The following is a 21,064-nucleotide window of genomic DNA, read 5'->3' on the forward strand; positions in this document are numbered from 1 at the left end:
TCTGGGGGACTAGGGGTCGGAGGTTCGAATCCTCTCGCTCCGACCATTATTTTACAATGACTTAGACCCTACCTAAGTCGATGCCTTCGAGCCATTTTGCAGGCCGTTTTGTTGGCCCTGGTTCCGACGGTGACCTTCCAGCTTTACGATAGCAGCTTCCGCAAGGCTGCGTGTTCGGGCCAGATAGCGCTCTAGGATCTTCTGCGCGTGGGCCTGCGAGTGGCCCGTGATGGTCGCGATTTCAGGCACCGTGCAGCCGGCTTCCGCCAGCATCGTCACCGCCGTGCCGCGCAGGTCGTGGAAGTGCAGGTCGACCGTGATGCCGGCCTTCCGGGTGGCTTCCGACCAGTGCTCGTGGAAATTCCGCTTCTTCCAGGGCGTCCCTCGATCCGTCACCAGGATGGTCGTAGCCCGGCGTGGCGCGGCGTCGAGAGCGGCGCGCAGCGCGCGTGTTGCCGGCACGTAGACGGCCCGCCGGCTCTTGCCTTGGCGGAGCGTGATGGCTTTGCCGTCGTAGGCGCTCCAGGGCAGCGCCAGCAGGTCGGCTTGCCGCTGGCCGGTATGCAGGGCGAGTATCAGGGCCAGGCGGAGCTCCGGCGCGGCTGCATCCTCGAACGCGGTCACATGCTCCGGCAGCCAGATCATCTCCGCCCGCTCGGCGCGGTAGGCGCGCTCGAACGTCGAGACGGGGTTGTTCGTGATGTGGCCGCGGTCGACGCCCCAGGACAGGACCCGGGCCAACGCCGCCAGCTTCGCGTCCGCCGCGCGCGGGTGCGTCTCGGCGAGCTTGTCGTGCCAGCGGAGGAAGATGGGCCGCGTGCGAGGCGCCTGCGCGTGCTCGAGCGGGGTAGCCCCCCACTTGTCCTCGACCGCCTTGAGGTTCAGCCGCGCGATCTCGCGCGTGGAGTCTGCGAGGCGCGTGTACTGCTTCGAGTCCTGGTACTGCCGGATCAGCCATGACACCGTGCCAGCGCTCCGCTCCTGCGCTGCGCTGCGAGCGGCGGACTGGAACGAGGCCAGAAACTCAGGCGTACCGGGCGCTCCGGTGAGCCTCGTCCCCGTCGCTCGATGGTAATAGTAGGTCGCCTCGGTCCCGTCTGCGAGCTTGGCGCGGACGGTGTTGATGCCTTTGAGCCTAGTCCGCATGCTGGGCCGCCCACTCCTCCCACGATTGCCCAGCCGCGGACGCGGCGAGCAGGCCAGACCGCCGATCCAGCGCACGGTCGATCGCCTTTCGGTCCCACCGGCGCGTGCCAGCCATCGGGCCCGGCACGATGCCGCGCCTCACCCAGTCGTCGAAGGCGTCGAGCGACTCGCAGCCGCAGTACGCGGCGGCTTGGTCACGGTTCAGGCCTCGAGGCAGCATTCCGAGCGGCAGGGCGGTCATCTACCCCTCCTCTTGTTCTGTGGCCGGGGCGGTGGGGCGGGGATCTCTACGAGGACCGCCCAAGCACTTATCTTCAGCCTCGGGCGTTCCGAGCATCCCGCAGATCGGGCAGGGTTCCGTTACGGGGATGTCCGATCGATTGTCGTCCATAGCGTCCCACGGACACACTACAGACGCTCGGCGGGCAGCTTCCCGGGCCTCGAATTCCTCGACCCGAGTACGCAACTGAGCGTTCAGGGCCTCAAGCTCGGCGACCCGGGCAGCAAAATAACCGGCGGTCTGCAAATTCCTGAGGTCGAGGTCAGACATCCTCACCTCCCTGGACCGGTTGTGCGGGGCGAGCCCGGAGCAGCGCATCCACCTCGCAGGCGATCCGCATGCCTTCCGGGTGAAGGCATGGCTGTGCTGTCGTCAGCCCTGCGAGATTGTCGAGCGAGACGCCGAGAGCAGTCGCGATGGCGACCGCCGTGGCGATTGTCGGGTTGCGCGATCCGCCGCGCTCCAGGTCCCAGACGTGGGATTTGGTGAGCCCTGCGCGCTCAGCGAGCCCGTGCAGCGACAGACCCCGCTCTTCGCGCAACTCGCGCATCCGGCGGGCGATAGTCGCCGCGATCGTCTCAGCGTCCATCATCACCTCCCTGGACCGGGATACCGGCGGCGCGGGCGCGGTTGATGATGCCCACGGCGTCGTGGTTCACATCGCGCCCATCCGGGACGGCCTTGATCAGTTCGACGCGGGCGACGGCGTAGCTGTCGCCTTTGCCAAGACCGAGCGCCTGGAACAGGTACAGCGCGCGGTGCGCCCCCTGTTCGGTGCTGTGCGCCCCATCGACCAGCGTCGCATTACCGTGCTGGTCCAGCTGCGCTAGCCAGTACTGCACCTGCATGTCTTCTGGGATCTCGGCTGCCTTAGCGTGGCTGCTCATGCTGCTGGTCCTCTGCCGCTTGATTTCGGACGCTTGACCCCAGCCGCGTCGTAGAGCGCCTGGATCCTGATCTCGGATGCTGCCGCCTCGACCCCGCGACCGGCCCGGATGTGCTCGGATCGCCATTGCTCGGCCTGGGCGATGAGGTGGGCGATGTGAGGGGTCACGACCGCCCCTCCCTCTTCAGGGTCGGGGTGGGGGCTGCGTCCGCAAGGGCATCAGCCTCCATTTCGGCCGCGCGCTCGGGATCGATGAGCCGCCAGTCGGCGAGCGTCAGGCAGCACCCACAGACCGGCTTGCCCTGGACGATCTCCCCGCCATCATCGCGAGACGTTTGCTCACCGCACCGCGCGCAGTTCGCGTCGAACCCGGCAGCCAGCCAGTCTCCGTCCGTGACGATGCATTTGGCGTCCCAGGCCGGAACGCGAGTAGCCTCATAGCCCCGGTTGGACGTGCAGAACTCGCACTCGCAATCCGGCTGATCGGTCAGGCCGTCGTCATCCCCTTCGCATTCATCGCACCGGAGCGCGATGGCGGCCTCTCGGGTCAGGGCCCGGATCACCTCATGGTCCGGCTCGCCGGGCGTGCCGACGATCCATGCCGGCAGCAGCGCCTTGGTGGGCGCTGCGACGACGGGCGCCGCTGGGATGACCGGCAGGAAGCGTGCGGCGATCGCGCCCAGCGCCGAACCGAGGACGCCACGTCGGGAAAGCTCACCGGCCATGCTCGACCTCCTGGGTGATGAGGGCGGAGGCCCGGTCTAGCCGCTCAATCTCGGCCAGGATCAGGGCGCCGGCCTTCACGAGATCCCGGCGGCGGTCGGTGGGCTTCCACCATTTTAGCGCCCACGGCCACCAACCAGGTCGTCCACCCGCCTGACGCAACTGCTCCGGGAACTGGCTGCCATAGGCATACGCCGCCGCAGCGAGGGCGATATATCCATCCGGCTGAGCATCATCGTGCTGGGGCGTCCACCATTCCTCGGAAACCTGCCGGCGCCGCTCCGCCAGCACATCAGTCCAGGCAGCCGGCATCGTCTCGTCAGCTCTCGACATGAGGCGTCTCCTGGGTGATGAGGGCGGCGCGGTCCGCGGCGCGTTGCCGATCGGTCCGGATCCAAGACGGCAGAGGGCGCCACGGCCGAAGCCGCCATCCTCGCTCTGCGTCCCTCAGGCGCTCGCGGAACACCCGCAGCTCGTCAGCTCTCGACATGGGGTGTCTCATGGGTGGGGGTGGCAGATTGAACGATCGCTGCGAGGCGGGCGGGATCGCGCCAGCGGGCGAGCTTGTCGTGCAGGGCGCGAGGATCGCCGGATAGCGCCTGCTCTGCCGCTCTGGCCCAGGTCTCCTGCGCCTGGGTGCCCTGGCGAGTACGGAGCGCCAGCAGGCTCTCAGCCTCCCCCCTCTTGCGCTCGCTTCCCGCGAGGGCGGTGCGGGCTTCGTCACGCTCCCGCGTCAGGCGGGCGATCGTCTGCTCGGCAGGCTCAGGCATCGTTGGGGGTGTCCTTGGGCTGGAGGGAGGCGATCCAAGACTTGGCGAGGGTCATTCCGGCATCCGTGAAACCCCACGTCACGGTGTTCCCGAGCGTCTGGTCTTCACGGGGGATCGGCACTGTATAAAGGATGCCCCGGTCCACCAGAGGCTGCACTTCTCTGGCGTATGCCCATCCGTCGAGCGCATCGCTCGGCGCGTCTCTCAGGTATTCGTCAGATAGCTTGTAGGATACCCCCTTGATCACGGCCTCTCTAATGGTTCTGAGGTGGGCTTCTGCGCTGATGGTCGTCATCGTCCCTCCTCCTCTTTCTGGAGAGCGGCGCGGCCGGTGGGGGCGACGGCGCGGATGGCCTCCAGAAAGCGCTGGACAGCCTCGCCCTCAGCAACAGTCGGGATGCGGTCCTCGACCCAGAATACTGCCACCCATCGCGCGCCGGTGCCGTCGATCTCGCTCAGCGACCATCCCGGGGGTAGCTTGCGCTTGTTGCGCGATGTGCTGCCCCACCATCGGTCAAGGGGCTCGTCATCATGGATACCGAAGGCGACCTTCATGCCGGTCCAGGGGAGATTGATACCCACGGCCTACCCCTCCCTCTGGGAAGGACGGGGAGCGGCTGCAATCATGGCACGGTAAATGCTGATGCGGTGATCTTCGCTTGACGTAGGCAGGTTATGATGCTGCTTGGCAGCGGTCGTCATCTCTGGTGTTGGCTCGCGAGGCACGAGAACCCAATCCTCGGTCTCCCCTACCCCGCTCTCCTGAGACGAGGGGGGTTGGACTGTGCTGGTGGGCGCCACGACGTTGGCAGTCGCGTAGCCGTCGAGCGCGTCCCGACGACGCTCCAGCAGGTGGACGCAGGCCGCGACCATCGCGTGGACAGTCATGTCCTCTTGGAAATCGGGGAGGATCCGGCTGCCGTCGTCGTCTCCCTGGCCCTGAAGCAGCATCTCGCGGATGGCCGGCAGGTCTTGCCAGTCGTCGCCGGCCCAGGCGCAGAGGATGTTGCCGATCACGGAGCGGACATCGCCCTCCACCGTTTCGGTTGCGGCGTCCCAGCTGACCTTCGACGGATCCACGCCCAGCACCGCACAGAGCCGCTGCAGGCCGTAGGTGATGCCCTCGTCCCAGGTGCGCCCGTCCTCCCCCCTCTCCTTGATCACCCCATCCGGGGTGGGGACTTCAGCCGTGATGCAGCCTGATCCGCCACAGCCCCCGCATTCCGGGTTCGGGCCAAGGCTGCCGACGCACCGGCACTGCACGTCGTCGCGAACGATCGTCGTCATGGCTCTACTCCTGGGGATTGGGGTCAAAGCCAGACGCCGGCGGCGTCATCGACTTCGGAAGTGATGGGTGTCGTGAAATGCATTGCGACCCATGCGGGCAGACCGAGCGGGTACATCCGGCGTAAGTCACCAACGGTGAAGCCCACAACGCCAGCTGAAGGCTCAGCAGCCATATCCAGCCCTGCCCTGATGCAGCACGAGACCTGATTGTGAAACTTATTGCCGCGAGGCTCTATTCTGCCGCTCGGGAATTCTCGCTCATGGTAGTGAGCGTTCAGAACGCCTTCTACTTTATCGCCTACGTAGGAGGGGCCGTTATCCCAATCGACAATATCGGGAACGCGATCTTCCAAGATCCAGAGGATGTAGCGGACCTCCTGAGCGATCTTCCCTCGGCGAGCCGGTGTGGCGTCGGGAAATCCGCGCAAGGCCATACGACGAGCAAAGTCGTACCAGCGGCGATACTGCCGAGGGGTCATCTCTCACTCCTGGTCCTGGGGATTGGTGGCGTCGGCGGCGGAGAGGGCATGAACGAGTTCGGCGGCAAAGCCCTTGCTGATGCCGACGCTCTCCATCCCGCGCTCCGTCATGGCGTCGAGACGGCACTGCAGGCGGAACGCGAGCGCTTGGCGCTGAACGGCTCGCCCCTCGGCGATCTCTGCCGGCGATAGGCGCGACGCTTCATTGGTGATGGCGTCGGCGGAGGGCGGCGCAGGAGGAGTTCTCGGCTCCATCTGCTGGATCGCGGACGGCAGCGCGCCAGCGTGATCTGCTGCAGACCTCGGCCAAGCCACGACGTTGGCATAGCAAAGCACGCGCTCGTCATCAGTCAGCGGGCGGCCCTGTCGGTTCGCGATCTTCTGCTCAGCGCGATCGGCGACCCGGTTCATGGTCTGGGCCCACCGCACGGCCGTCATCAGGTCCGGCGCCGCATAGACATCATCCGGGCCGAGGATGTGGACGCACCAGAGGTCCCCAGCCCCCTCACCCCGGCCAGCCGTGCTGATGTGGGAGAGGAGAGCGGTGCGGGCGGTGCGCAGAGCATCGCGCACGACCGTCATTTGCTCTTTTGTCGCGATGGACGACGAATGCCCCATCTCCCATGCAGCATTACTCAGCGCATCCACCAGCCTCTCCACCTCTCCCGGAGTGGAGGATGGGGGTTGGGGCGCCTCGGCGGGCTCGAACCGGCCGTCGTCCATCTCGGACGCTCGCCGAACCCAGACCGGGGCACCGCCGACAGCGCGGTAGACGACCACCTCGGCGCCGTCGTGGATCAGCGCGTCGGTCTGCAACCGGCTGTGGTGCAGCACGTCGAAGCTGCCCCGCGGCGTCGGGCCGAACCGGGCAACGATCTGGCCGTCAGGGATCCGCCGGCAGACGATGATCGGTGCATCGTCGCTCAGCGGCACGTCGGAGTGGATCACGGCACCCCGGAACAGCACCTCGTACAGGCCGCCGGTCTTCTTGTGGCGAAGGATCTCGCCCATGATCACGCCTCCCCGCTCTTGAGGTTTTCTAGGATGGCGTCGAGATCCTTCTCGCGCTCGTTGGCATAGAGGGTCTTGGCGTTGCCTTCGCCATCTCCGAGAGCTTGAAGAGCGCGAACCGCCGCTGCGTAGCCATTGTCCCAGGAAAGCTCAGCTATCCGCCGCAGATCCACCTCAGGCATCACCGGACCTGACGAGACTGCCTGCCCGGCTACAGCCCCGAGTGAGGCGTAGACGTTGCGGCGGGCCTGGAGGGCGGACTTGACCTCATCGTGGTTGTCATGCTGCCGAGCCCGCAGTTCCCATACGAACAAAGGGTCTTCGTGGTTCGATTGCACCACATCCTCGACAGCATCCGCCAGCATCTCCTCCTCACTCGGCATGACCGGAGCGAGCACCACATGACCGCGGGAGAGAGCGAGGCGGAGGGCGTTGAGAGGGCCAGTGATCGCTGAACTGTTGTCCAATTCGCCGGATCGACGTTCTTCAGCGAGCCCCTTGTAGCCCAAGGACTCCGCTTCCATGGCGCCTGCCTCCCTCGCCACCTCCACCATCCAGGCCGGATCTACAGGCTGGGGATCGGGGATGGTCGTGTCAGCGATGATGCCGGCGACCTTCCGGGCCATGGCCTCGGTCTTCTGATTGCCCCCGGCCTGATCGCCGCCGCGGTGCCGCATCTCGTAGGAGAAGCCCCCCGACGGGTTCTCCCACACCCAGACCTGCCACCCGTTCGGCAGCACTTCGCCTTGCCCGTTCTTGAGATTGTGGCTCATGGCTACCTCTGATCAGGGGTGGCGGGGGTCTGCCGCTTCCCGTCCTTGATGAGGAATCCGCCCTGGAAGGCGTAGGAGACGCCTCCGACCGGCGGTAAGGGTATGATGACCTCTTCGGGGCGGATGCCGCTGGTGGGCCAGCCACGGGGCTTGGTGGGGCATTCCTGCTGGGTGGTGGGTTGGGTCATCGGGCTCACTCCGCCGCTTCGGCGAGCGCAGCGGCCCGGCCGCCCGCCAGCTTCAGGATCACCTCGTGGAGCGAGATGCAGATGTCGGTCGCCAGGAGCTGCATCAGCTCCGGCTCCTCGCCGTCTTGAGTGAGGATCAAGCACCGCTTGCCCTGACCGCAGAACCAGCCGGCCTCGAGGTGCGCAGAGCGTCCGCAGGGCAGCAGGAGCACGCAGGTGTCGGCCCACTGCATGCCGCGCAGGTCGCTGACGAAGCCGCGGGCTGCGATCGGATGTGTGGTCAGGAGCCGGCGGTAGTCGACGGCCGACCACGCCTGCCATTCGGGGTCGATCTCGGACCACGAGAAGCCCGGCACGCCGTTGAACGGGTTGCGGAAGTCGTAGACCTCGTGTCCGGCCTGCCGGAGCGCCTCCACCACTGCGGGCTGCTGCGGGTTGCGCCACGACGAGGCGACGTAGATGCGATGGCTCACCGGCGGCTCTCCTTCTTTGAGAATGGACGGGACGGCCACTTGCTGCGCTTCTCGGCGCGGGGCCTGGATTCGGGGCGGAGGAGTTCGGAGCGGCGGCGCTCGAACTCGTCGGCGGGCGGGAGGCGGCGCTCTTCCTCGACGGGCGCTGCGGGCTGGTAGCGCTCGACCAGGCGCTTCACCTTCGCGATGCGGGTCTGGTCGCCGTCCCGGGCGGAGAGCTTGCTCTCGCCACGCCGGCCGGTGGTGCGCTCGTCGTGACAGGCCTCGTGCAGCGCCTCGAGGTGCCCAGGGTCCAGCTGCGGCGGGTCATAGTCCGTGCCGGCCTCGTTCACCCGGCGGAGCGCGATCGGCGGTCGGTGGTCGAATCGGACGCCCGACAGCTTGCCGAGCGGCTTGCTGCAGTGGGTGCAGGTTCCGCCCTGGGCGAGCACAACCTCGAGCTTCACCCGGTCCGGGATGCTCTTGCGCTTGGGGCGGTCGGTCATCCCGCGCCTCCCGGGAATCCGTTGTGCTCGACGCCATCAAGGAGGCGGCCGGCGGCCTTCTTGCCGACCGGCGCCATGAACGCGGGCCCTTGGGACTGGATCGCCTCGACGTCGGGCTCCGAACTGACGAACCGGCCACGCGGGTGCTCGGCGACCTCCGCCCAGGCCCCTTGCTGCTTGAAGAGGTACGGCACACCGGCAGCCGCGCACTGATCCCGCAGAGACCGCGCCCAGTCCGGGTGCATCGGCCGAGCGCCCGGGCCGCTCTCGCCGCCGACCACGATCCAAGAGAGACCTGGAATTGCTCGTGCCGGGTGACCCGTCAAAGCATGGAGGCTGAACCCTCTCTCTTCAGCGCCAGCCCCATCCACCTGCGTCAGATCGATAGGCCCCAGAAGCGGCTCGGCCGAGATCCATCGCACCGCCGCCGGCGTCGCCAGCAGGTCGGGGATCCGCTCGTCGGCCCGGCGTTGGTCCTCGACGGAGACGCCGAGCCAGACGTTCGCGAGGGGCCAGGCCCCGAGCATCACCCGTGGCCCGGGAGGCGCATGACGCTCCATCGCAGGATCGGCGATCAGCACGACGTCGAGCGCAAACAGGATCGCCATGTCGCAGACGAGCGCGTGGATGCGACGGGGCGCGCCGGGATCGGTCATATACGCCCGCATCCGGTCCGCGCGCTTCGTCAGGACCTGGAACGTGTGCTGCGGCGCTAGTGCCATGACGGCGAACACCTGGTCGAGCACGTCGTCCGGAACGCCCTCGTGAAAGAGGTCGCCATGGGCGGCGACGAACACCTTGCGCGGGCGCTTCCACTTGAGCGGCTGCGTCAGCCATTCCCGGTTGAAGCGCACCTCACCCGTCCAGACCGGGCCCGACTTGGTGCCTCGGGTCAGCCCGGCCCGGCTCGGGTGGTGCTGGAGCCGCGATCCGGCGAGCCGCATCGCGTAGCAGTTGGTGCAGCCCGGAGAGGCGATGGAGCAGCCAGTCACGATCTGCCAGGTCGCCTCGGTCCATTCGATGGTGGTGGTCTCGGCCATAGCTACGCCGCGCCTCTCAGCCTCTTGTGGTTGCGGATCAGCTCGTCGGGATCGCCACCGATCTCCTGGGCGAGCAGCAGTTTCGCCATCTCGGTGAGCCGGCGGAGTTGGGTCTCGTCGAAGTCCCGCAGGCTCATGGGGTCGTCGGTGAATCCGCCGATCCGGACGTGCCGCTCGACCATGCCCATCTCGAGCAGGAGGCGGTTCGAGAGGGCCCGGGGCGGCTGTTCGAGCGCCTTGCCGGCGACCCCCATCAGCTCCCACCAGCCCACCAGGGCGAGCGAGCGGGGCTTGGTGACCTTCACCACCTCGACCTGAGTGCCGAGGGGCAGTTGCGACAGCGCCTCAAGGTCGGCAGGCAGGGCTGGGTGAAGCCCGCCGCGGCCGACGGTGAGGACGATGGTCAGGTCGTCCTTCCGCCGGGCCATGGGTCAGCCGCTGCTGTCGATGTCGTGCGACACGCCGCACTTCGTGCAGGTGTAGCGGTTCAGGCAGTTGCCGATATTCTTGGATCGGAAGTCGTGCTTGCACGCCGACCATTCGTAATATCGAACATCTGACGGCTTGGGGTAGTCATTGCGAATGACTGCGACAGCAAACCCGCCATTCTGCCGATTGTATGCGTCCGCAAAATAGACCAGCAGGTGGCCCAATCGGTCGTCGATGTATTTTTCTTGGCCGCACCAGAGCTCGCCCTTGAAGCTCATGGTGGTGCGGTAGTCCCAGAAGGCATCCTCGGTGCTCTCGACCATGTTAGGAAGGGGCCACGGCACCTTCTGGAAGGTGTCTTCCAGACCCAAGGCCGAGAGCATGTCCTTCTCGACCTTCTTCCGCGTGTCAGCTTGCGAATATTCACAGCGAAACAGCATGGTCAGGCCTCCTCGGGCAGGTTCTTGCGGATCGCCTGGTACTCCTTGGTCCAGGCGGCCAGCACCTCGGCGGAGGCGCCGCACTCGTCCCGGTCGCGCTGGCTGCGGGACCAGATGACGAAGGCCCGTTCCTTGGTCGGCGCCGTTGAGAGCGCGGAGAAGATCCGCTCCCCGCAGGCGCGCACCGCTTCCGATGCGTCGGCCGTGATGGCGCTCAGCCCAGGCGCCACCGGGGCCGAGGCTCCCTCGGGGTTGGCGGGCGCCGGCGCGGCACCGCTCGGCCCGGTGTCCGCCGTGGCGCGGTTCAGCGCCTCCTCGACCACCTTCGTCAGCGCCTTACGATCGGCCATCGACACCCGGTTCTCCCGGTGCATGATCGACCGGTAGCCCTTCCCGGCGGTCCAGACCTTGTGCAGGCCGTCTGCCTGGTCCGGGGTGTGGGTCGCGTCTGCCAGCCGGCGGATGCGCGCCGCGTAGGCCGCCCAGTCCTCGACGGCGGGCTCCTGGGGCGTTTCCGCCGCCGCGTGCGTCCTGGCTGTCTCCGGCGCCTCGGCGGGCTCCACGGGCTTGCCAAACGGCACGGTTGCGGGGTTCTGCAGGCGCGCCTCGGCCTCCTCGCATAGGTGCTGGAACGTCTCGCGCTCGGATCGGGTCAGATGCTCCTCATCGTCAGCGTAGAGGGCCCTGATGTCGGCCACGTCACCGATGCTGCGGGCGTTGTCGAGGTGGGTCTTGGCCTCCGCCAGGATCTCGGCGCCGGGCCGCGGCTCGCCCTCCTCGAAATTGGAGGCCGCCGCTGCTGGGTCAGCGACGACGGCCTGGGCCTGCCCACGCGGGACATGAGAGGCAGGCTGTTCGGGAGCCGGCGCGACGGGCGCGGCCGGCTTGTGTTCGATCACCGCGGCCTTGGCGCGGCGCATGTCGATGTCCTCGACCGGCGGCGGCAGCGGGGGCGCCGGATCCATCGGGGTGTCGGCATCGGTGCCGATCATCTCCTCGGCGATGTAGAGGCCCTTCAGAGCGTCCGCGAAGCCGTCGCGCAGCCCGAAGCCACGGGCTCGCATCTTGATCATCCGCTTCGGGTTCGTGATCCACGGCGTGTCCTTGCCGTTGTAGCCCCGCTTCCCCCAGAGCTTCGCCACCACCGCGTCGCGTACCGAGAACTCGGTGACGATCTCCGGCTGGCCGACGCGCTTCACGCGGCAGACGGCCTTGAAGTCGAGCATCGCGCCTTCGGGGCGGGTCGCCGTCCAGTCACAGGCGCTCTCGTCGCCCTCGTAGGTCTCCCGGATGTATTCGAGCGCGCCGGAGCCGCGAACGATGCCGAGGGCCAAGTCGCCCCAGATGCAGGGCCGACCGCCGATCACCGCGATCCCCTGGACCGCCTGCATCGGCTTCACGCCGATCTCGAGCCCGGTCAGAATCGCCACCGACACCTTCTCGGGCGTGTCCATCCCGTGCGGGCAAAGACCCGACCGGGCGAGCACCTGGGAGAACCTGAAAACGTCGTCGAAAGTCTGGGGGACGATCGCCATGACGGCGCCAGTCCCGAGGCTTGCGACAGCCGGGTGCGCGCCCTGAACGGCGACGGCGGTGTTCGAGCTCATGCTGTCCTCGATGCTGACGGATTACGGGGTCGGCGCTGCGCCTCGACACGGGCGCGTCGGCGGCGCTTGAGTTCGGTCTCGCGCTCGGCGACCTCGGGCGGCCACTCGCCGCTGTTCCACCAGGCGGCGTATTCCACGGCGCTGACGGGGTTCTCGGCGCAGTAGGCGAAGGTGCGCTCGCACCAGTCCTCGGCCTGGGCCGCGGTGGTCAGGGTGAATCGGATGCCGCGGGCGATGACGACCTGGAAGCCAGAGCCGTCCTCGAGCGGGTCGACGGCGACACCGACCACCTCGCCGTCGCGCTTCCGCCAGTGATACCGGCCGGGCAGCGGCACATCCCGCTCGGGGCAGGAGGGCGGCACCTCACCGGCGGCGAGCGCCCGGAGGCAGGAGGCCCACCAGTCGTAGCTGGGGACCTTCATGGCGCACCAGCCACGCCGCAGAAGCCGAGGGTTGCCGCAGGATTTCGGCGGTAGCCTGGGGTGCGCTCGACAAACGCCTTGGCGGCGGACAGCCCATCGCCCGTCTCTTCCCGACGGCGCTTGATCGCCTCGATGACGCTTTCGCCCTCGCCCGTGTCCTGCCAGCGCCACGCCGCGCAGTTCGATCCGAGGCAGCAGGCCATCCGCGGGACCTTCACGGCATCGACCTGCTGGCCGCGCTCGCGACCCGCGTCCAGACGGTTGAAGGTCGGCCCCTCGTCGGGCGCCGCAACGCGCGCCCACGGGCACCACAGGCCGGAGGCCGCCTTCTCGCTGATGAGGTTGAGGCCGGTCATCGCCGGTCCTCCGCGCCGCCGCGGTAGCGCAGCGCCAGCGTCGCCTCGGCCTGGCGCTCGGAGCAGACAGCCCAGGCCATGAGGCCGATCGAGCCGACCCAGTAGGCGAGGATCGCCACCACGATCAGGATCACCTCGCCAGAGGGCCAGGAGGGCGTCAGGGCGTCGAGGAATTCACGGGGCATCATGGTTGGCCTCCGCAAGCGCAATCGCCTCGTCGTAAAGGCGAAGAATCGCCTCATGCGGGGGCAACCCGTCGAGAGTTACCCCGCCGTCGTTCAGCCGCGGGATGATGATGTTGTGTTTGGCTGCAGCTCGGCAGAGGCCGTGAAAAGCTGATTCGCCGACGGCCTTGCCATCGACTTTCATGGCCGCCCCTGTCCCGCACCAGCACACAGCGGCAGGAGAATTTGGGCTGCATGGACGACCATGCGCATCTCGCGCGAGTTCGCCTTGGGTCCATCCCCTGAAAGGGGTGATGAGATCGCGCGCTTCGCGCAGCAGATCGGCGGTGGTCTTGAGGCCCATCACAGCACCGCCACGAAACGGAGGATGGCGACGCCGGCGCTGCCGACGATGATCACGGCGGCGAGGCACGCCAGGGCGTCGAGCGGACGCATGTCGCGCCGCGGAAAATCGGCGAAGCGGCTGCCGCAGGCCGGGATGACCAGGAGGCCGTCGCGCAGCTTCGCGATGCGGCTGGCCTCGGCGTCGATGTGATGGAGCTCGAGGGCGGCCATCAGTGCGCCTCCCCACAGTCCATCTCGCCGGCCCGCCGCAGCAGCCACATGGCGAAACGATCGATGTCGGCCTTGGTGATGCCGAGCATCGTCAGGCGCCGCTCAGCCTCGGGCGTGTCGAAGCCGCCGTCGGCGAGCTGCACGAACAGCCGCTGCGAGATCAGCCGGCACAACGCGGCAGTCTGCCGGGCGCCGAAAGCCTCGATGCAATTCGGGATGAGCCGTAGCAGCGGCAGGAACGCACGCGAAGCCGGCGGATAGACGGGCACGGAGTGCGCCGCGGAAATGCTGATCATGGGGGTAACCGTGCCCTGGGAAAGCGTCGGTCCCTTTACAAAGCACGGCTTGGAGGTCCCGTCAAGCGCCTCCAATTTTCAAAGTTCGATAACCCGTAAGATCGGGGTGGGCATGCGAAAGGCGAAGGTCGCCAGAATGCGCAGGGGCGAAAACGAGAAAGCCCCCGGCGACGGATCGCGCGGGGGCCTCAACCGGCTGGACGCAGCATGGCGGGACTCTTCGGTTGGCGCTTGATTAATGCCTGAAATCGCTATGGGTTGCAATCGCTTAGAGCTTGGTGTTCAAAAAAATTGAAATGGAATGCAAATGGTTTCAATCCAAACCAAACCTCCCCGGCGCGCGTGCGCGTACGCGAGGTATAACTACACGCGCCCAGGCGGTGTATGACTCCACGCGCCCGCGGGGTATAGAACTAACCTATATTACTACACGGGCGACATGGGGCAGGGGTTTCCGAAAGAGGCTCCCCGCCGCCGCTGACAACCTCGACCTCGCCGGACCCCGATCAATCCGAAAAAAGAAAACGATCCGAGATGCCCGGTTTCAGAACAGGGCTCTCACGACCGATTCAAGGTAGAGCTATCCCCGGGGGAGCAGTGGGTCGGACAGGTCGCAAGGGACTGCCGGCTTGATGAGGTTCCGAGCAAGGCACCGATCTCAAGGGCTCCCCACATCTCGGCAACGAAAAAGCCGGCCCCAGAAGGAAGCTGGCTCACAGAAAATATAACATATATTAAACCCCAAGCAATTCGTTCCACGGCACGACTCGGTGCATTTCCTTGATTGTATCCCTATCGAATTCGATCTCAAGAACTGGATTCCACTGCTTTACAACAATTTTAGTAGGCGTGCGACGAACCAGTTCTTTAATGTAACCTTTCCCGGATTTATGCTCGCCATGATCTCCGCTAAAACTATCCGGATACAGTTCAATAACGACATTATCGCCGATAGCCGGCGGCTTGTCGGGGTTCACGTAGATGATGGAGCCTTCTTTGAAGGCGGGAAGCATACTATCGCCAACGACATAAGTCGCGTAAGCGCGCTTTGCGTTTGCAATACCAACGGGGCGACGCACATAATCCACTGTTTCACCGCTGAATTGGAAGTCGCTATCCTCTCCACCAACAGTAACACCTAGAACTGGCACGTCTAGGGGCCAATTCACTCGTGCGGCGAGCGCATCCGAAGGTGCACCAGGTGCGGGCATGGCATTCGGCACCGCGAAACGGCCCGGCAGAACTGTTGCACCATTGGGCGTCACGCCATCTCGGCTCTCGTTCTGCACGGCGGAATTTGTGCTGGCCTTGACGATCACGGATGGATCAACCCCGTAAAGCTCGCACACCCGGCGAAGTCTTTCCGCTCTCGGTTTCGTGCGGTTCATTTCCCATTGGTTAATAGCTTGGTTCGTTACCCCGAGGGCATCTGCTGCCGCTTGGAGCGTATAACCAGCTCTGATCCTCGCCTCGGCGAGGGTTTCTCCAAGCGTTTTGACCATAGGCCTATTTCGCTGCACGGACGTGTGCCGTCCACCAAGGGGCGCCTCAAAGCCACTTGATTTTTTTGCCAAGTCGTGCTTTGAAGAAAAAATGACGCCTTCCGAAGCTCTCAGCTCAGCCTGTGCCGCCCTTGGAAGCCGCAGCGCGTTGGCACGCGCCATCGGCATCAAACCGCCGGCAGTTGACCAGTGGGTCGCCAAGGGGCGGTGCCCGGTCGATCGCGTCTTGCAGGTGGAGGGCCTCACCGGCGTCTCCCGCTACGATCTCCGGCCCGACATCTACGGGCCGGCCCCCTCGCTTGATCGGCATCCCAGTGCCGTATCGCAGGCCGGAGCCTGAATTCCGTGGCCCTTGCTCTTTCTTCGATTTCCCAGGTTCCAGCCGAGGCGCCATTCCCAGTGACGCCCCGGCCGGATGCTCAGAAGCCGTCCCGCAATTCCCAGTCACGGTCGTCTTCTGAGCGGTCTCGTTCTACCACACGCCGCTCGCCCTCGTCCCTCTCCTCTGCTTCGGTGGAGGCTCCGGCCCGGTCCCAGCGGCCCGTTGCTCCGATGTCCCAAACATCGGAGATTACGTTGCGACAGTCATCCCAGAAATACGGACAGCTGTCCGAAATCGATCGGACAACGCTCGCCGAGCGGGTCGGTCGCTTCTTCCGGGCCATGTACCCGTCGCGGACGGCGGACTGCGTTGCCGCCGACACGAGCCTCAAGGCCGAGACCATCCAGAAGATCATCGATCGCGCCTCGGTGCCGAATGGGCTGACGATGATCGTCCTCGCCGCCGCCTACGGCCCTGAATTCCTGGTCGCCTGCATGGGCGACAAGGTGCCGGCGTGGCTCTCGACAGCCCACCGTGAGGCCGAGGCCGCCCGCATCGACCGCGAGATCGAAGATCTCAAGGCCCGCCGCGCCTCGCTGCGAGCCTGATCGTCCGCGGCCCCCGCCGCACCCTCACCCCACGAGGACCACCATGTCGCGTACCGCCGGCATTCGTCAGCTCATCGCCGCCGCCCTGATCGCCTTCTCGCTCCACCGCGCCGACGTGTGGCGCGACCGGGCCGACCGCCTCGATCGCTGGAGCAAGGGCGAGGGCAAGTAACATGAGCAGCCGCGGGCGAGCCTATTACAATGAAAACGATGCGTTCGCGGCGCAGTGGATCCGCAACCTCATCTCAGCTGGACTTGTTTCAGCCGGAGACGTGGATGAGCGTGACATCCGCGATGTCCATGCCGCCGACCTCGACGGCTACAGTCGCTGTCATTTCTTTTCCGGCATCGCCGTGTGGGATCACGCCCTCGGGCTCGCCGGCTGGCCTGACGACGGACGCACCGTCTGGACCGGCTCGTGCCCCTGCCAGCCTTTCTCCGCCGCCGGACGCCGCCGCGGGGTCGACGACGAGCGCCACCTGTGGCCCGTCTGGTTCGACCTCATCCGCCAGTGCAAGCCTGCAATCGTCCTTGGAGAGCAGGTTGAGGCAGCGGTTCGGCTCGGCTGGCTCGACGCTGTTTTCTCAGACCTGGAAGGCGAAGGCTACGCCTGCGGGGCGGTCGTACTCGGCGCACACAGCGTCGGCGCACCGCACATCCGGCAGCGGCTCTGGTTCGTGGCCGACGCCGCAGGCGAACGATGGGACGGGAGCCAATTCGCCGGAGCGCCAGGAGCGGCGTCGGCGGGAGGCGCCGAAGCGGCAGAACGGTGGACCGCCCGGGTTCGCCAATCTCCGGGATGCGTCGCAACTCGCGAGCTGGGCGACACCAGCGAGCCGAGAGGCCGGTGGGACGCCGGAGCAGTTCCTTGCTCGCAAGGAACGAGCGCGGGCGAATGGGGCGGAACTCGGCATCAGCCTGACGAGCCTGTCTCTGCAAGTGCAATTGGCGTCGCCCAGGGCGACGCCATCAGCCCGCGATTGGAAGGGGGCGACGCACGAGCGCTGGGGGACAAACGCGCGTCCGCTCAACGAGCAGGTGCGATCAGTTCCTGGTCCGAGCTCGAATGGCTCCCCTGCCGAGACGGCAAAGCCCGGCCAACTCAACCCGGCCTTCAGCCGCTGGCTCATGGGGCTGCCTCCCGAGTGGGACGACTTCGCGCCTACGGAAACGCGATCGTCGCGCCGGTCGCCGCGGAATTCATCCGCGCCGTCCTCGACTGCCAACCCGAAAAACTGAACGCGTGAGGAGTTGCGTATGCCCACGAATTCGAACCCGGACGTGACCGAGCAGATCCGCCTTGGCGTGGCGAACAGCTGCCTGAAAATGCCCAAGGACCCGGGCGAGCGCCGCGACCTGATCCAGGGCCTTTTCGAGAAGGCCGAGCGGGTCAAGGAGAGCGTCGCCGAGGTCAAGGAGGAGATCGGGGTCGCCGGCCACGAGAAGCGGCTGCATGCCGTGTACGGGGTCGCCAAGGCCACCCAGCGCGCCCTCAAGATCCTGCACCCGATGAAGCCCGGCGACCGGGCCGTGGTGCTGACGCAGATCGGCATCCTCGCGAAGGATCTGGGCTGGGCCGACAAGGACCTCGTGACCCTCGCCGAGGAGGCGGAGGCGACCGCCGGCCAGGCGCAGGACGACCAGGGATCGATTTTCGACAAGACCTCGACCGGCAAGGCCATGGGCGGCGAGCCGCACCACATGGAGCCGGCGGTCACGGCGCCCGAGCCCGCCCCGACGCCCGGCATTGATCTCGCCGAGGCGCAGCGGATCTACGAGGAGAACCTCGCCGCCTACAAGGCGAAGGGGGGCAAGGGCCGGAAGCCGAAGGCGCTGGTCGAGGCGGAGGCCGCTGTCACCGCGGCCGCGCAGCGCGAGGCGCAGCAGCACCACGACGCGCAGCACGATGATGCCGCCCACGACGACCCCGACGATTTCGAGGACGACATCCCCGAGCCCACCTCCCGCAGCCCGCTCGCCGGCGCGACCGGCCAGGGCTCCTACACGATCGGGTGACGCGCCATGACCTCCGCCTCTGTCGCCAACTTCGTCCGCCGGAATCCCTCTGCCCGCGCAGCGACGGAGCTGCTCGACGAGGCGGGCGTCCCCTGGACCCTCGCGTTCGGTGGCAAGCACCCGAAGCTGCACTTCACCTTCGGCGGTCGAAATCACGTCCACCCGGTCGCCTTCTCCCCGAGCGACCCTTCCGCCTTCAAGGCCGCGGCCCGCGATGTCCGCCGCGTCCTCGCCAGCCAGCCCGAAGCCGCCGAGCCGCCGCAGGAGCCCGCCATGGCCGACACCCGCCAGCCCGTCACCGTCCAGGAGATCGACTTCCACGGCAGCAAGCTCGGCACCTTTGAGGCCGACGACCAGAAGTGGGTCGTGATGCGCCCGGTGGTCGAGGCCATGGGCATCGCCTGGACGGGGCAGCACGCGAAGCTCACCGCCGAGGCCGACTGGTGGGGGGTGTCCGGCTTTCTTCACACCACGAACGGCGGTCTGCAGGAGATGACCTGCATTCCGCTCCGCTCCTATCCGATGTGGTTGGCATCGATCAGCCCGCGGAAGATCAAGAAGCCGGACGTCCGCGCGAAGGTCGAGCTCTACCAGGGCGCCTCGGTCGAGGCCCTCTATCAGTTCTGGACCCGCGGCGAGGCCACGATCGAGAGCGTCGCCGAGGCGCTCGGTGACCAGCAGCAGGAGCGTCAGCACGCCCCGGGCGACGACGACCTCTCCGCCATGCTCGGCCTGATGCAGGAGCAGTTCGACCGCCTGGCCGCCGCGGTGGCGGAGCGGCAGTTTCTCACCGAGGAGGACATGCGCCGCCTCCTCCGCCAGCACTGCGAATGGGAGCAGCGCCAGCACGGGCGGCTCCGTGACGAGGTTCACGCCGGTGCCGGCCGGGTGATCAAGACCCTGCGCAACGAGCCGACCTCGGCCAGCCTGGGCGACGACGTGGACCTCGACGCCGGCTATCGCGCCTGCGGGATCGAAGGGCCCATCCCGGCCCGCCGCAAGCTCTCCGCCCGCGTCACCAACATGGTCGACGCCTACTGCCGCAAGCACCGCATCCCGGTCGGCCAGATCGTCGTCCGCGGCGTCGAAGTGAAGGTGTGGCCGCGCGAATCCTTCGTGAAGTGGTTCGTCGCGGAGGGCAGCGCCTTCATCGCCGAGCACATCCGGCGCGCCACGGCCGGCGGCCACCAGGCGCGCCCGGGAGAACCGAACGTCGTCGACCTGTTCAGCCCCCAACCCGGCGCCCGGTGACGCCATGCTGATCCTCGCCTTAGACGCCGCGACCCGAACGGGGTTCTGCTGCGGTCGCGCCGGCGAGAAGCCCCGGGCGAGCTTCGTCCGTCTCCGCCGGCCGGGCGAGGACATCGAGGCCGCCTACAAGAACACCTGCTGCTTCCTCCGCGACCTGTTCGTGGTGGAGCGGCCCGACCTGATCATCATCGAGGCGCCCCTCGCCCCGGTGGCACAGCGGTCCCACGAGGCCGCGATCCTGGGTCTCAGCGTCTACGCCTGCGTGGTGGGGATGGCTGGGGTCTACGGCATCCGGGTCGAGAAAGCGCACGCACAGACCGTCTCTAAGTTTTTCACCGGAAAGGCCCGGTGGGGAAAAGATGAAGGCGGTCGTGACGCCAAGAAGAAGGCAACCATCGAGCGCGCCCAGGCGCTCGGTCTACTGCCCCCGCACAGCACCGACGCCGACATGGCGGACGCTATCGCCCTCTGGTGCTTCGCCAGTGAGTGCTACGCCCGCAAGGCGGTCGGCAACTTCAACCTGTTTCAGGCCGCCTAAGGCCGCAACCGCTCTATCCCAGGAGAGCACCATGACGAACGACAAGATCAACGACGATCTGCCGAGCATCACCGGCATCGGCCGCAGCGACTTCATCGCCCACCACATCTCATCCCTCGCCCGGGCCTACATCTGGCAGCAAGGCATGGCGATCTCCGACATCCCGGATCTGTTCGCGACGCTCAAGACCGAGATCGAGAAGCTCTTCGCCCCGGCCGCCACCGAGCCCGAGAAGCTGACCCCGCCCGTCCCGATCAAGAAGACGATCACCCCGGACCACATCATCAGCCTCGAGGACGGCAAGCCCTACAAGTCCCTCAAGCGCCACCTCTCCACCCGCGGCCTCACCCCCGAGGACTACCGCCGCAAGTGGGGCCTGCCGCACGACTACCCGATGGTCGCGGCCAACTACGCCGCGCAGCGGAGCGAGCTCGCGAAGTCGATCGGCCTCGGCCAGATTCGCCGCCAGCAGACCGCCGCGCGCAAGGCACAGGTCGCGTGATGGGCGCTCTCCTCGACCACGCCCGGACTGAACTCGCTCGTCTTCGTACGAAGGGCGACGAGCCTGACACGATGCAAGATGCCATCGACGCATGCGTCATCGGCATCGTCGAAACCTTTGCCGAGCAGGGGCACAGCGGCAGTAGCGCCGCTTACGTCATCGGCATTCTCGACAAGGTTCTGCGCTTCGAGCCGGTGACACCTCTGACCGGCGAGGATGATGAGTGGGTCGTTCACGCCTACGACGACGAATGCTACGCGCAGAACAAGCGCTGCGGCCGCGTCTTCAAGCGGCGGAACGGACAGGCCTACGACATCGAGGCGGTGGTCTTCCGCGACCCTGACGGCTTTTGCTGGACTGGAGCGGACAGCCGGCGGGACGTGACGTTCCCGTACACGCCAGCCACCGAGATCGTCGATCGGCCGGCCTCCTGACATCGCCCCGCCTGTCCCAGCAGGCGGTACCACCCGCGCCCGGCCGGGACCAAGCCGGGC

General features: G+C 66.8%; 35 protein-coding genes. 9 read left to right on the top strand and 26 right to left on the bottom strand.

The window, feature by feature from the left end; translation table 11 throughout:
- Positions 1 to 72: 72 nt before the first annotated feature.
- The 26 genes from QR78_RS14130 to QR78_RS32795 all read right to left on the bottom strand — a co-directional run bounded on the left by QR78_RS14130 (position 73) and on the right by QR78_RS32795 (position 15,579).
- Positions 73 to 1,146: a tyrosine-type recombinase/integrase gene (locus QR78_RS14130; protein ID WP_048428173.1), complete on the bottom strand. Its 1,074-nt coding sequence runs from the start codon at positions 1,144 to 1,146 to the stop codon at positions 73 to 75.
- On the bottom strand, positions 1,136 to 1,387 hold the full coding sequence (locus tag QR78_RS14135) for a hypothetical protein (protein ID WP_048428174.1): 252 nt from the start codon (positions 1,385 to 1,387) through the stop codon (positions 1,136 to 1,138). Before QR78_RS14135 ends, QR78_RS14130 begins: the two co-directional genes overlap by 11 nt.
- 301 nt (positions 1,388 to 1,688) lie before the next feature.
- Positions 1,689 to 2,015 (bottom strand): helix-turn-helix domain-containing protein, encoded by a 327-nt coding sequence (locus QR78_RS31945; RefSeq protein ID WP_053220915.1) that lies wholly within the window; start codon positions 2,013 to 2,015, stop codon positions 1,689 to 1,691.
- Positions 2,005 to 2,313 (bottom strand): hypothetical protein, encoded by a 309-nt coding sequence (locus QR78_RS14145; protein ID WP_053220916.1) that lies wholly within the window; start codon positions 2,311 to 2,313, stop codon positions 2,005 to 2,007. The genes QR78_RS31945 and QR78_RS14145 overlap by 11 nt, the downstream gene beginning before the upstream one ends.
- A 163-nt stretch (positions 2,314 to 2,476) precedes the next feature.
- Positions 2,477 to 3,037, bottom strand: coding sequence for a hypothetical protein (locus QR78_RS14150; protein WP_048428175.1), 561 nt, complete (start codon positions 3,035 to 3,037; stop codon positions 2,477 to 2,479).
- The gene (locus QR78_RS14155; protein ID WP_053220917.1) at positions 3,027 to 3,368 is read right to left on the bottom strand and encodes a hypothetical protein; all 342 of its coding nucleotides are present in this window, start codon (positions 3,366 to 3,368) and stop codon (positions 3,027 to 3,029) included. The genes QR78_RS14150 and QR78_RS14155 overlap by 11 nt, the downstream gene beginning before the upstream one ends.
- Positions 3,369 to 3,511: 143 nt before the next feature.
- Entirely contained in the window at positions 3,512 to 3,805 is a 294-nt protein-coding gene (locus tag QR78_RS14160; protein WP_048428176.1) for a hypothetical protein, read from the bottom strand.
- Positions 3,798 to 4,100, bottom strand: coding sequence for a hypothetical protein (locus tag QR78_RS14165; protein ID WP_048428177.1), 303 nt, complete (start codon positions 4,098 to 4,100; stop codon positions 3,798 to 3,800). Before QR78_RS14165 ends, QR78_RS14160 begins: the two co-directional genes overlap by 8 nt.
- A complete protein-coding gene (locus QR78_RS14170; RefSeq protein WP_048428178.1) occupies positions 4,097 to 4,387 on the bottom strand; it encodes a hypothetical protein in 291 nt (96 codons plus the stop codon). The genes QR78_RS14165 and QR78_RS14170 overlap by 4 nt, the downstream gene beginning before the upstream one ends.
- Positions 4,388 to 4,390: 3 nt before the next feature.
- A complete protein-coding gene (locus QR78_RS14175) occupies positions 4,391 to 5,092 on the bottom strand; it encodes a hypothetical protein (protein WP_048428179.1) in 702 nt (233 codons plus the stop codon).
- A gap of 23 nt (positions 5,093 to 5,115) precedes the next feature.
- Positions 5,116 to 5,571: a hypothetical protein gene (locus QR78_RS34105; RefSeq protein ID WP_125901022.1), complete on the bottom strand. Its 456-nt coding sequence runs from the start codon at positions 5,569 to 5,571 to the stop codon at positions 5,116 to 5,118.
- A 3-nt stretch (positions 5,572 to 5,574) separates the two neighbouring features.
- Positions 5,575 to 6,582, bottom strand: a complete 1,008-nt coding sequence (locus tag QR78_RS14180; protein WP_048428180.1) for a hypothetical protein — start codon at positions 6,580 to 6,582, stop codon at positions 5,575 to 5,577.
- A gap of 2 nt (positions 6,583 to 6,584) precedes the next feature.
- Positions 6,585 to 7,355: a hypothetical protein gene (locus tag QR78_RS14185; protein ID WP_048428181.1), complete on the bottom strand. Its 771-nt coding sequence runs from the start codon at positions 7,353 to 7,355 to the stop codon at positions 6,585 to 6,587.
- A gap of 193 nt (positions 7,356 to 7,548) precedes the next feature.
- Positions 7,549 to 8,016 (bottom strand): TIR domain-containing protein, encoded by a 468-nt coding sequence (locus QR78_RS14195; RefSeq protein WP_048428183.1) that lies wholly within the window; start codon positions 8,014 to 8,016, stop codon positions 7,549 to 7,551.
- Positions 8,013 to 8,501: a hypothetical protein gene (locus QR78_RS14200; RefSeq protein WP_053220918.1), complete on the bottom strand. Its 489-nt coding sequence runs from the start codon at positions 8,499 to 8,501 to the stop codon at positions 8,013 to 8,015. The genes QR78_RS14195 and QR78_RS14200 overlap by 4 nt, the downstream gene beginning before the upstream one ends.
- On the bottom strand, positions 8,498 to 9,541 hold the full coding sequence (locus QR78_RS14205) for a phage Gp37/Gp68 family protein (RefSeq protein WP_048428184.1): 1,044 nt from the start codon (positions 9,539 to 9,541) through the stop codon (positions 8,498 to 8,500). The genes QR78_RS14200 and QR78_RS14205 overlap by 4 nt, the downstream gene beginning before the upstream one ends.
- 2 nt (positions 9,542 to 9,543) lie before the next feature.
- Positions 9,544 to 9,969 (bottom strand): hypothetical protein, encoded by a 426-nt coding sequence (locus QR78_RS14210; RefSeq protein WP_048428185.1) that lies wholly within the window; start codon positions 9,967 to 9,969, stop codon positions 9,544 to 9,546.
- A gap of 3 nt (positions 9,970 to 9,972) precedes the next feature.
- Entirely contained in the window at positions 9,973 to 10,410 is a 438-nt protein-coding gene (locus tag QR78_RS14215; protein ID WP_048428186.1) for a hypothetical protein, read from the bottom strand.
- 2 nt (positions 10,411 to 10,412) lie between these two features.
- Positions 10,413 to 12,017 (bottom strand): recombinase family protein, encoded by a 1,605-nt coding sequence (locus tag QR78_RS31950; RefSeq protein WP_053220919.1) that lies wholly within the window; start codon positions 12,015 to 12,017, stop codon positions 10,413 to 10,415.
- Positions 12,014 to 12,439: a hypothetical protein gene (locus QR78_RS14225; RefSeq protein ID WP_048428187.1), complete on the bottom strand. Its 426-nt coding sequence runs from the start codon at positions 12,437 to 12,439 to the stop codon at positions 12,014 to 12,016. The genes QR78_RS31950 and QR78_RS14225 overlap by 4 nt, the downstream gene beginning before the upstream one ends.
- A complete protein-coding gene (locus QR78_RS14230; protein WP_048428188.1) occupies positions 12,436 to 12,795 on the bottom strand; it encodes a hypothetical protein in 360 nt (119 codons plus the stop codon). Before QR78_RS14230 ends, QR78_RS14225 begins: the two co-directional genes overlap by 4 nt.
- Positions 12,792 to 12,983 carry a hypothetical protein gene (locus tag QR78_RS14235; RefSeq protein WP_048428189.1) on the bottom strand — a complete coding sequence of 64 codons (192 nt, stop codon included), beginning with the start codon at positions 12,981 to 12,983 and terminating at the stop codon, positions 12,792 to 12,794. Before QR78_RS14235 ends, QR78_RS14230 begins: the two co-directional genes overlap by 4 nt.
- Positions 12,970 to 13,323 (bottom strand): DUF6197 family protein, encoded by a 354-nt coding sequence (locus tag QR78_RS34110; RefSeq protein WP_125901024.1) that lies wholly within the window; start codon positions 13,321 to 13,323, stop codon positions 12,970 to 12,972. The genes QR78_RS14235 and QR78_RS34110 overlap by 14 nt, the downstream gene beginning before the upstream one ends.
- Entirely contained in the window at positions 13,323 to 13,535 is a 213-nt protein-coding gene (locus tag QR78_RS14240; RefSeq protein ID WP_048428190.1) for a hypothetical protein, read from the bottom strand. The genes QR78_RS34110 and QR78_RS14240 overlap by 1 nt, the downstream gene beginning before the upstream one ends.
- Positions 13,535 to 13,831, bottom strand: coding sequence for a hypothetical protein (locus tag QR78_RS14245; protein WP_048428191.1), 297 nt, complete (start codon positions 13,829 to 13,831; stop codon positions 13,535 to 13,537). The genes QR78_RS14240 and QR78_RS14245 overlap by 1 nt, the downstream gene beginning before the upstream one ends.
- A 734-nt stretch (positions 13,832 to 14,565) precedes the next feature.
- On the bottom strand, positions 14,566 to 15,579 hold the full coding sequence (locus QR78_RS32795; protein WP_244276389.1) for an XRE family transcriptional regulator: 1,014 nt from the start codon (positions 15,577 to 15,579) through the stop codon (positions 14,566 to 14,568).
- Here QR78_RS32795 and QR78_RS32800 point away from each other — a divergent pair.
- From QR78_RS32800 to QR78_RS31960, 9 genes are all read left to right on the top strand, one after another.
- The gene (locus QR78_RS32800; protein WP_244276391.1) at positions 15,500 to 15,673 is read left to right on the top strand and encodes a YdaS family helix-turn-helix protein; all 174 of its coding nucleotides are present in this window, start codon (positions 15,500 to 15,502) and stop codon (positions 15,671 to 15,673) included. The genes QR78_RS32795 and QR78_RS32800 overlap by 80 nt on opposite strands.
- Before the next feature lie 212 nt (positions 15,674 to 15,885).
- Positions 15,886 to 16,263: a hypothetical protein gene (locus QR78_RS14250; RefSeq protein ID WP_125901026.1), complete on the top strand. Its 378-nt coding sequence runs from the start codon at positions 15,886 to 15,888 to the stop codon at positions 16,261 to 16,263.
- 43 nt (positions 16,264 to 16,306) lie between these two features.
- A complete protein-coding gene (locus QR78_RS36495) occupies positions 16,307 to 16,435 on the top strand; it encodes a hypothetical protein (RefSeq protein WP_280137050.1) in 129 nt (42 codons plus the stop codon).
- A 1-nt stretch (position 16,436) separates the two neighbouring features.
- On the top strand, positions 16,437 to 17,510 hold the full coding sequence (locus tag QR78_RS32805; RefSeq protein WP_082171721.1) for a DNA cytosine methyltransferase: 1,074 nt from the start codon (positions 16,437 to 16,439) through the stop codon (positions 17,508 to 17,510).
- Between the two features lie 10 nt (positions 17,511 to 17,520).
- Positions 17,521 to 18,279, top strand: coding sequence for a hypothetical protein (locus QR78_RS14255; protein ID WP_048428193.1), 759 nt, complete (start codon positions 17,521 to 17,523; stop codon positions 18,277 to 18,279).
- Positions 18,280 to 18,285: 6 nt separating this feature from the next.
- Complete coding sequence (locus tag QR78_RS31955; RefSeq protein WP_053220920.1) at positions 18,286 to 19,530, top strand: phage antirepressor N-terminal domain-containing protein; 1,245 nt, start codon at positions 18,286 to 18,288, stop codon at positions 19,528 to 19,530.
- 4 nt (positions 19,531 to 19,534) lie between these two features.
- On the top strand, positions 19,535 to 20,068 hold the full coding sequence (locus QR78_RS14265) for a hypothetical protein (protein WP_048428194.1): 534 nt from the start codon (positions 19,535 to 19,537) through the stop codon (positions 20,066 to 20,068).
- A gap of 31 nt (positions 20,069 to 20,099) precedes the next feature.
- Positions 20,100 to 20,570, top strand: a complete 471-nt coding sequence (locus QR78_RS14270) for a Ros/MucR family transcriptional regulator (RefSeq protein WP_082171722.1) — start codon at positions 20,100 to 20,102, stop codon at positions 20,568 to 20,570.
- Entirely contained in the window at positions 20,570 to 21,004 is a 435-nt protein-coding gene (locus tag QR78_RS31960; protein WP_053220921.1) for a hypothetical protein, read from the top strand. Before QR78_RS14270 ends, QR78_RS31960 begins: the two co-directional genes overlap by 1 nt.
- The last annotated feature ends 60 nt before the right edge of the window (positions 21,005 to 21,064 follow it).

This window comes from Methylobacterium indicum (assembly GCF_001043895.1).
In the GTDB taxonomy this organism is placed as follows: Bacteria; Pseudomonadota; Alphaproteobacteria; order Rhizobiales; family Beijerinckiaceae; genus Methylobacterium; species Methylobacterium indicum.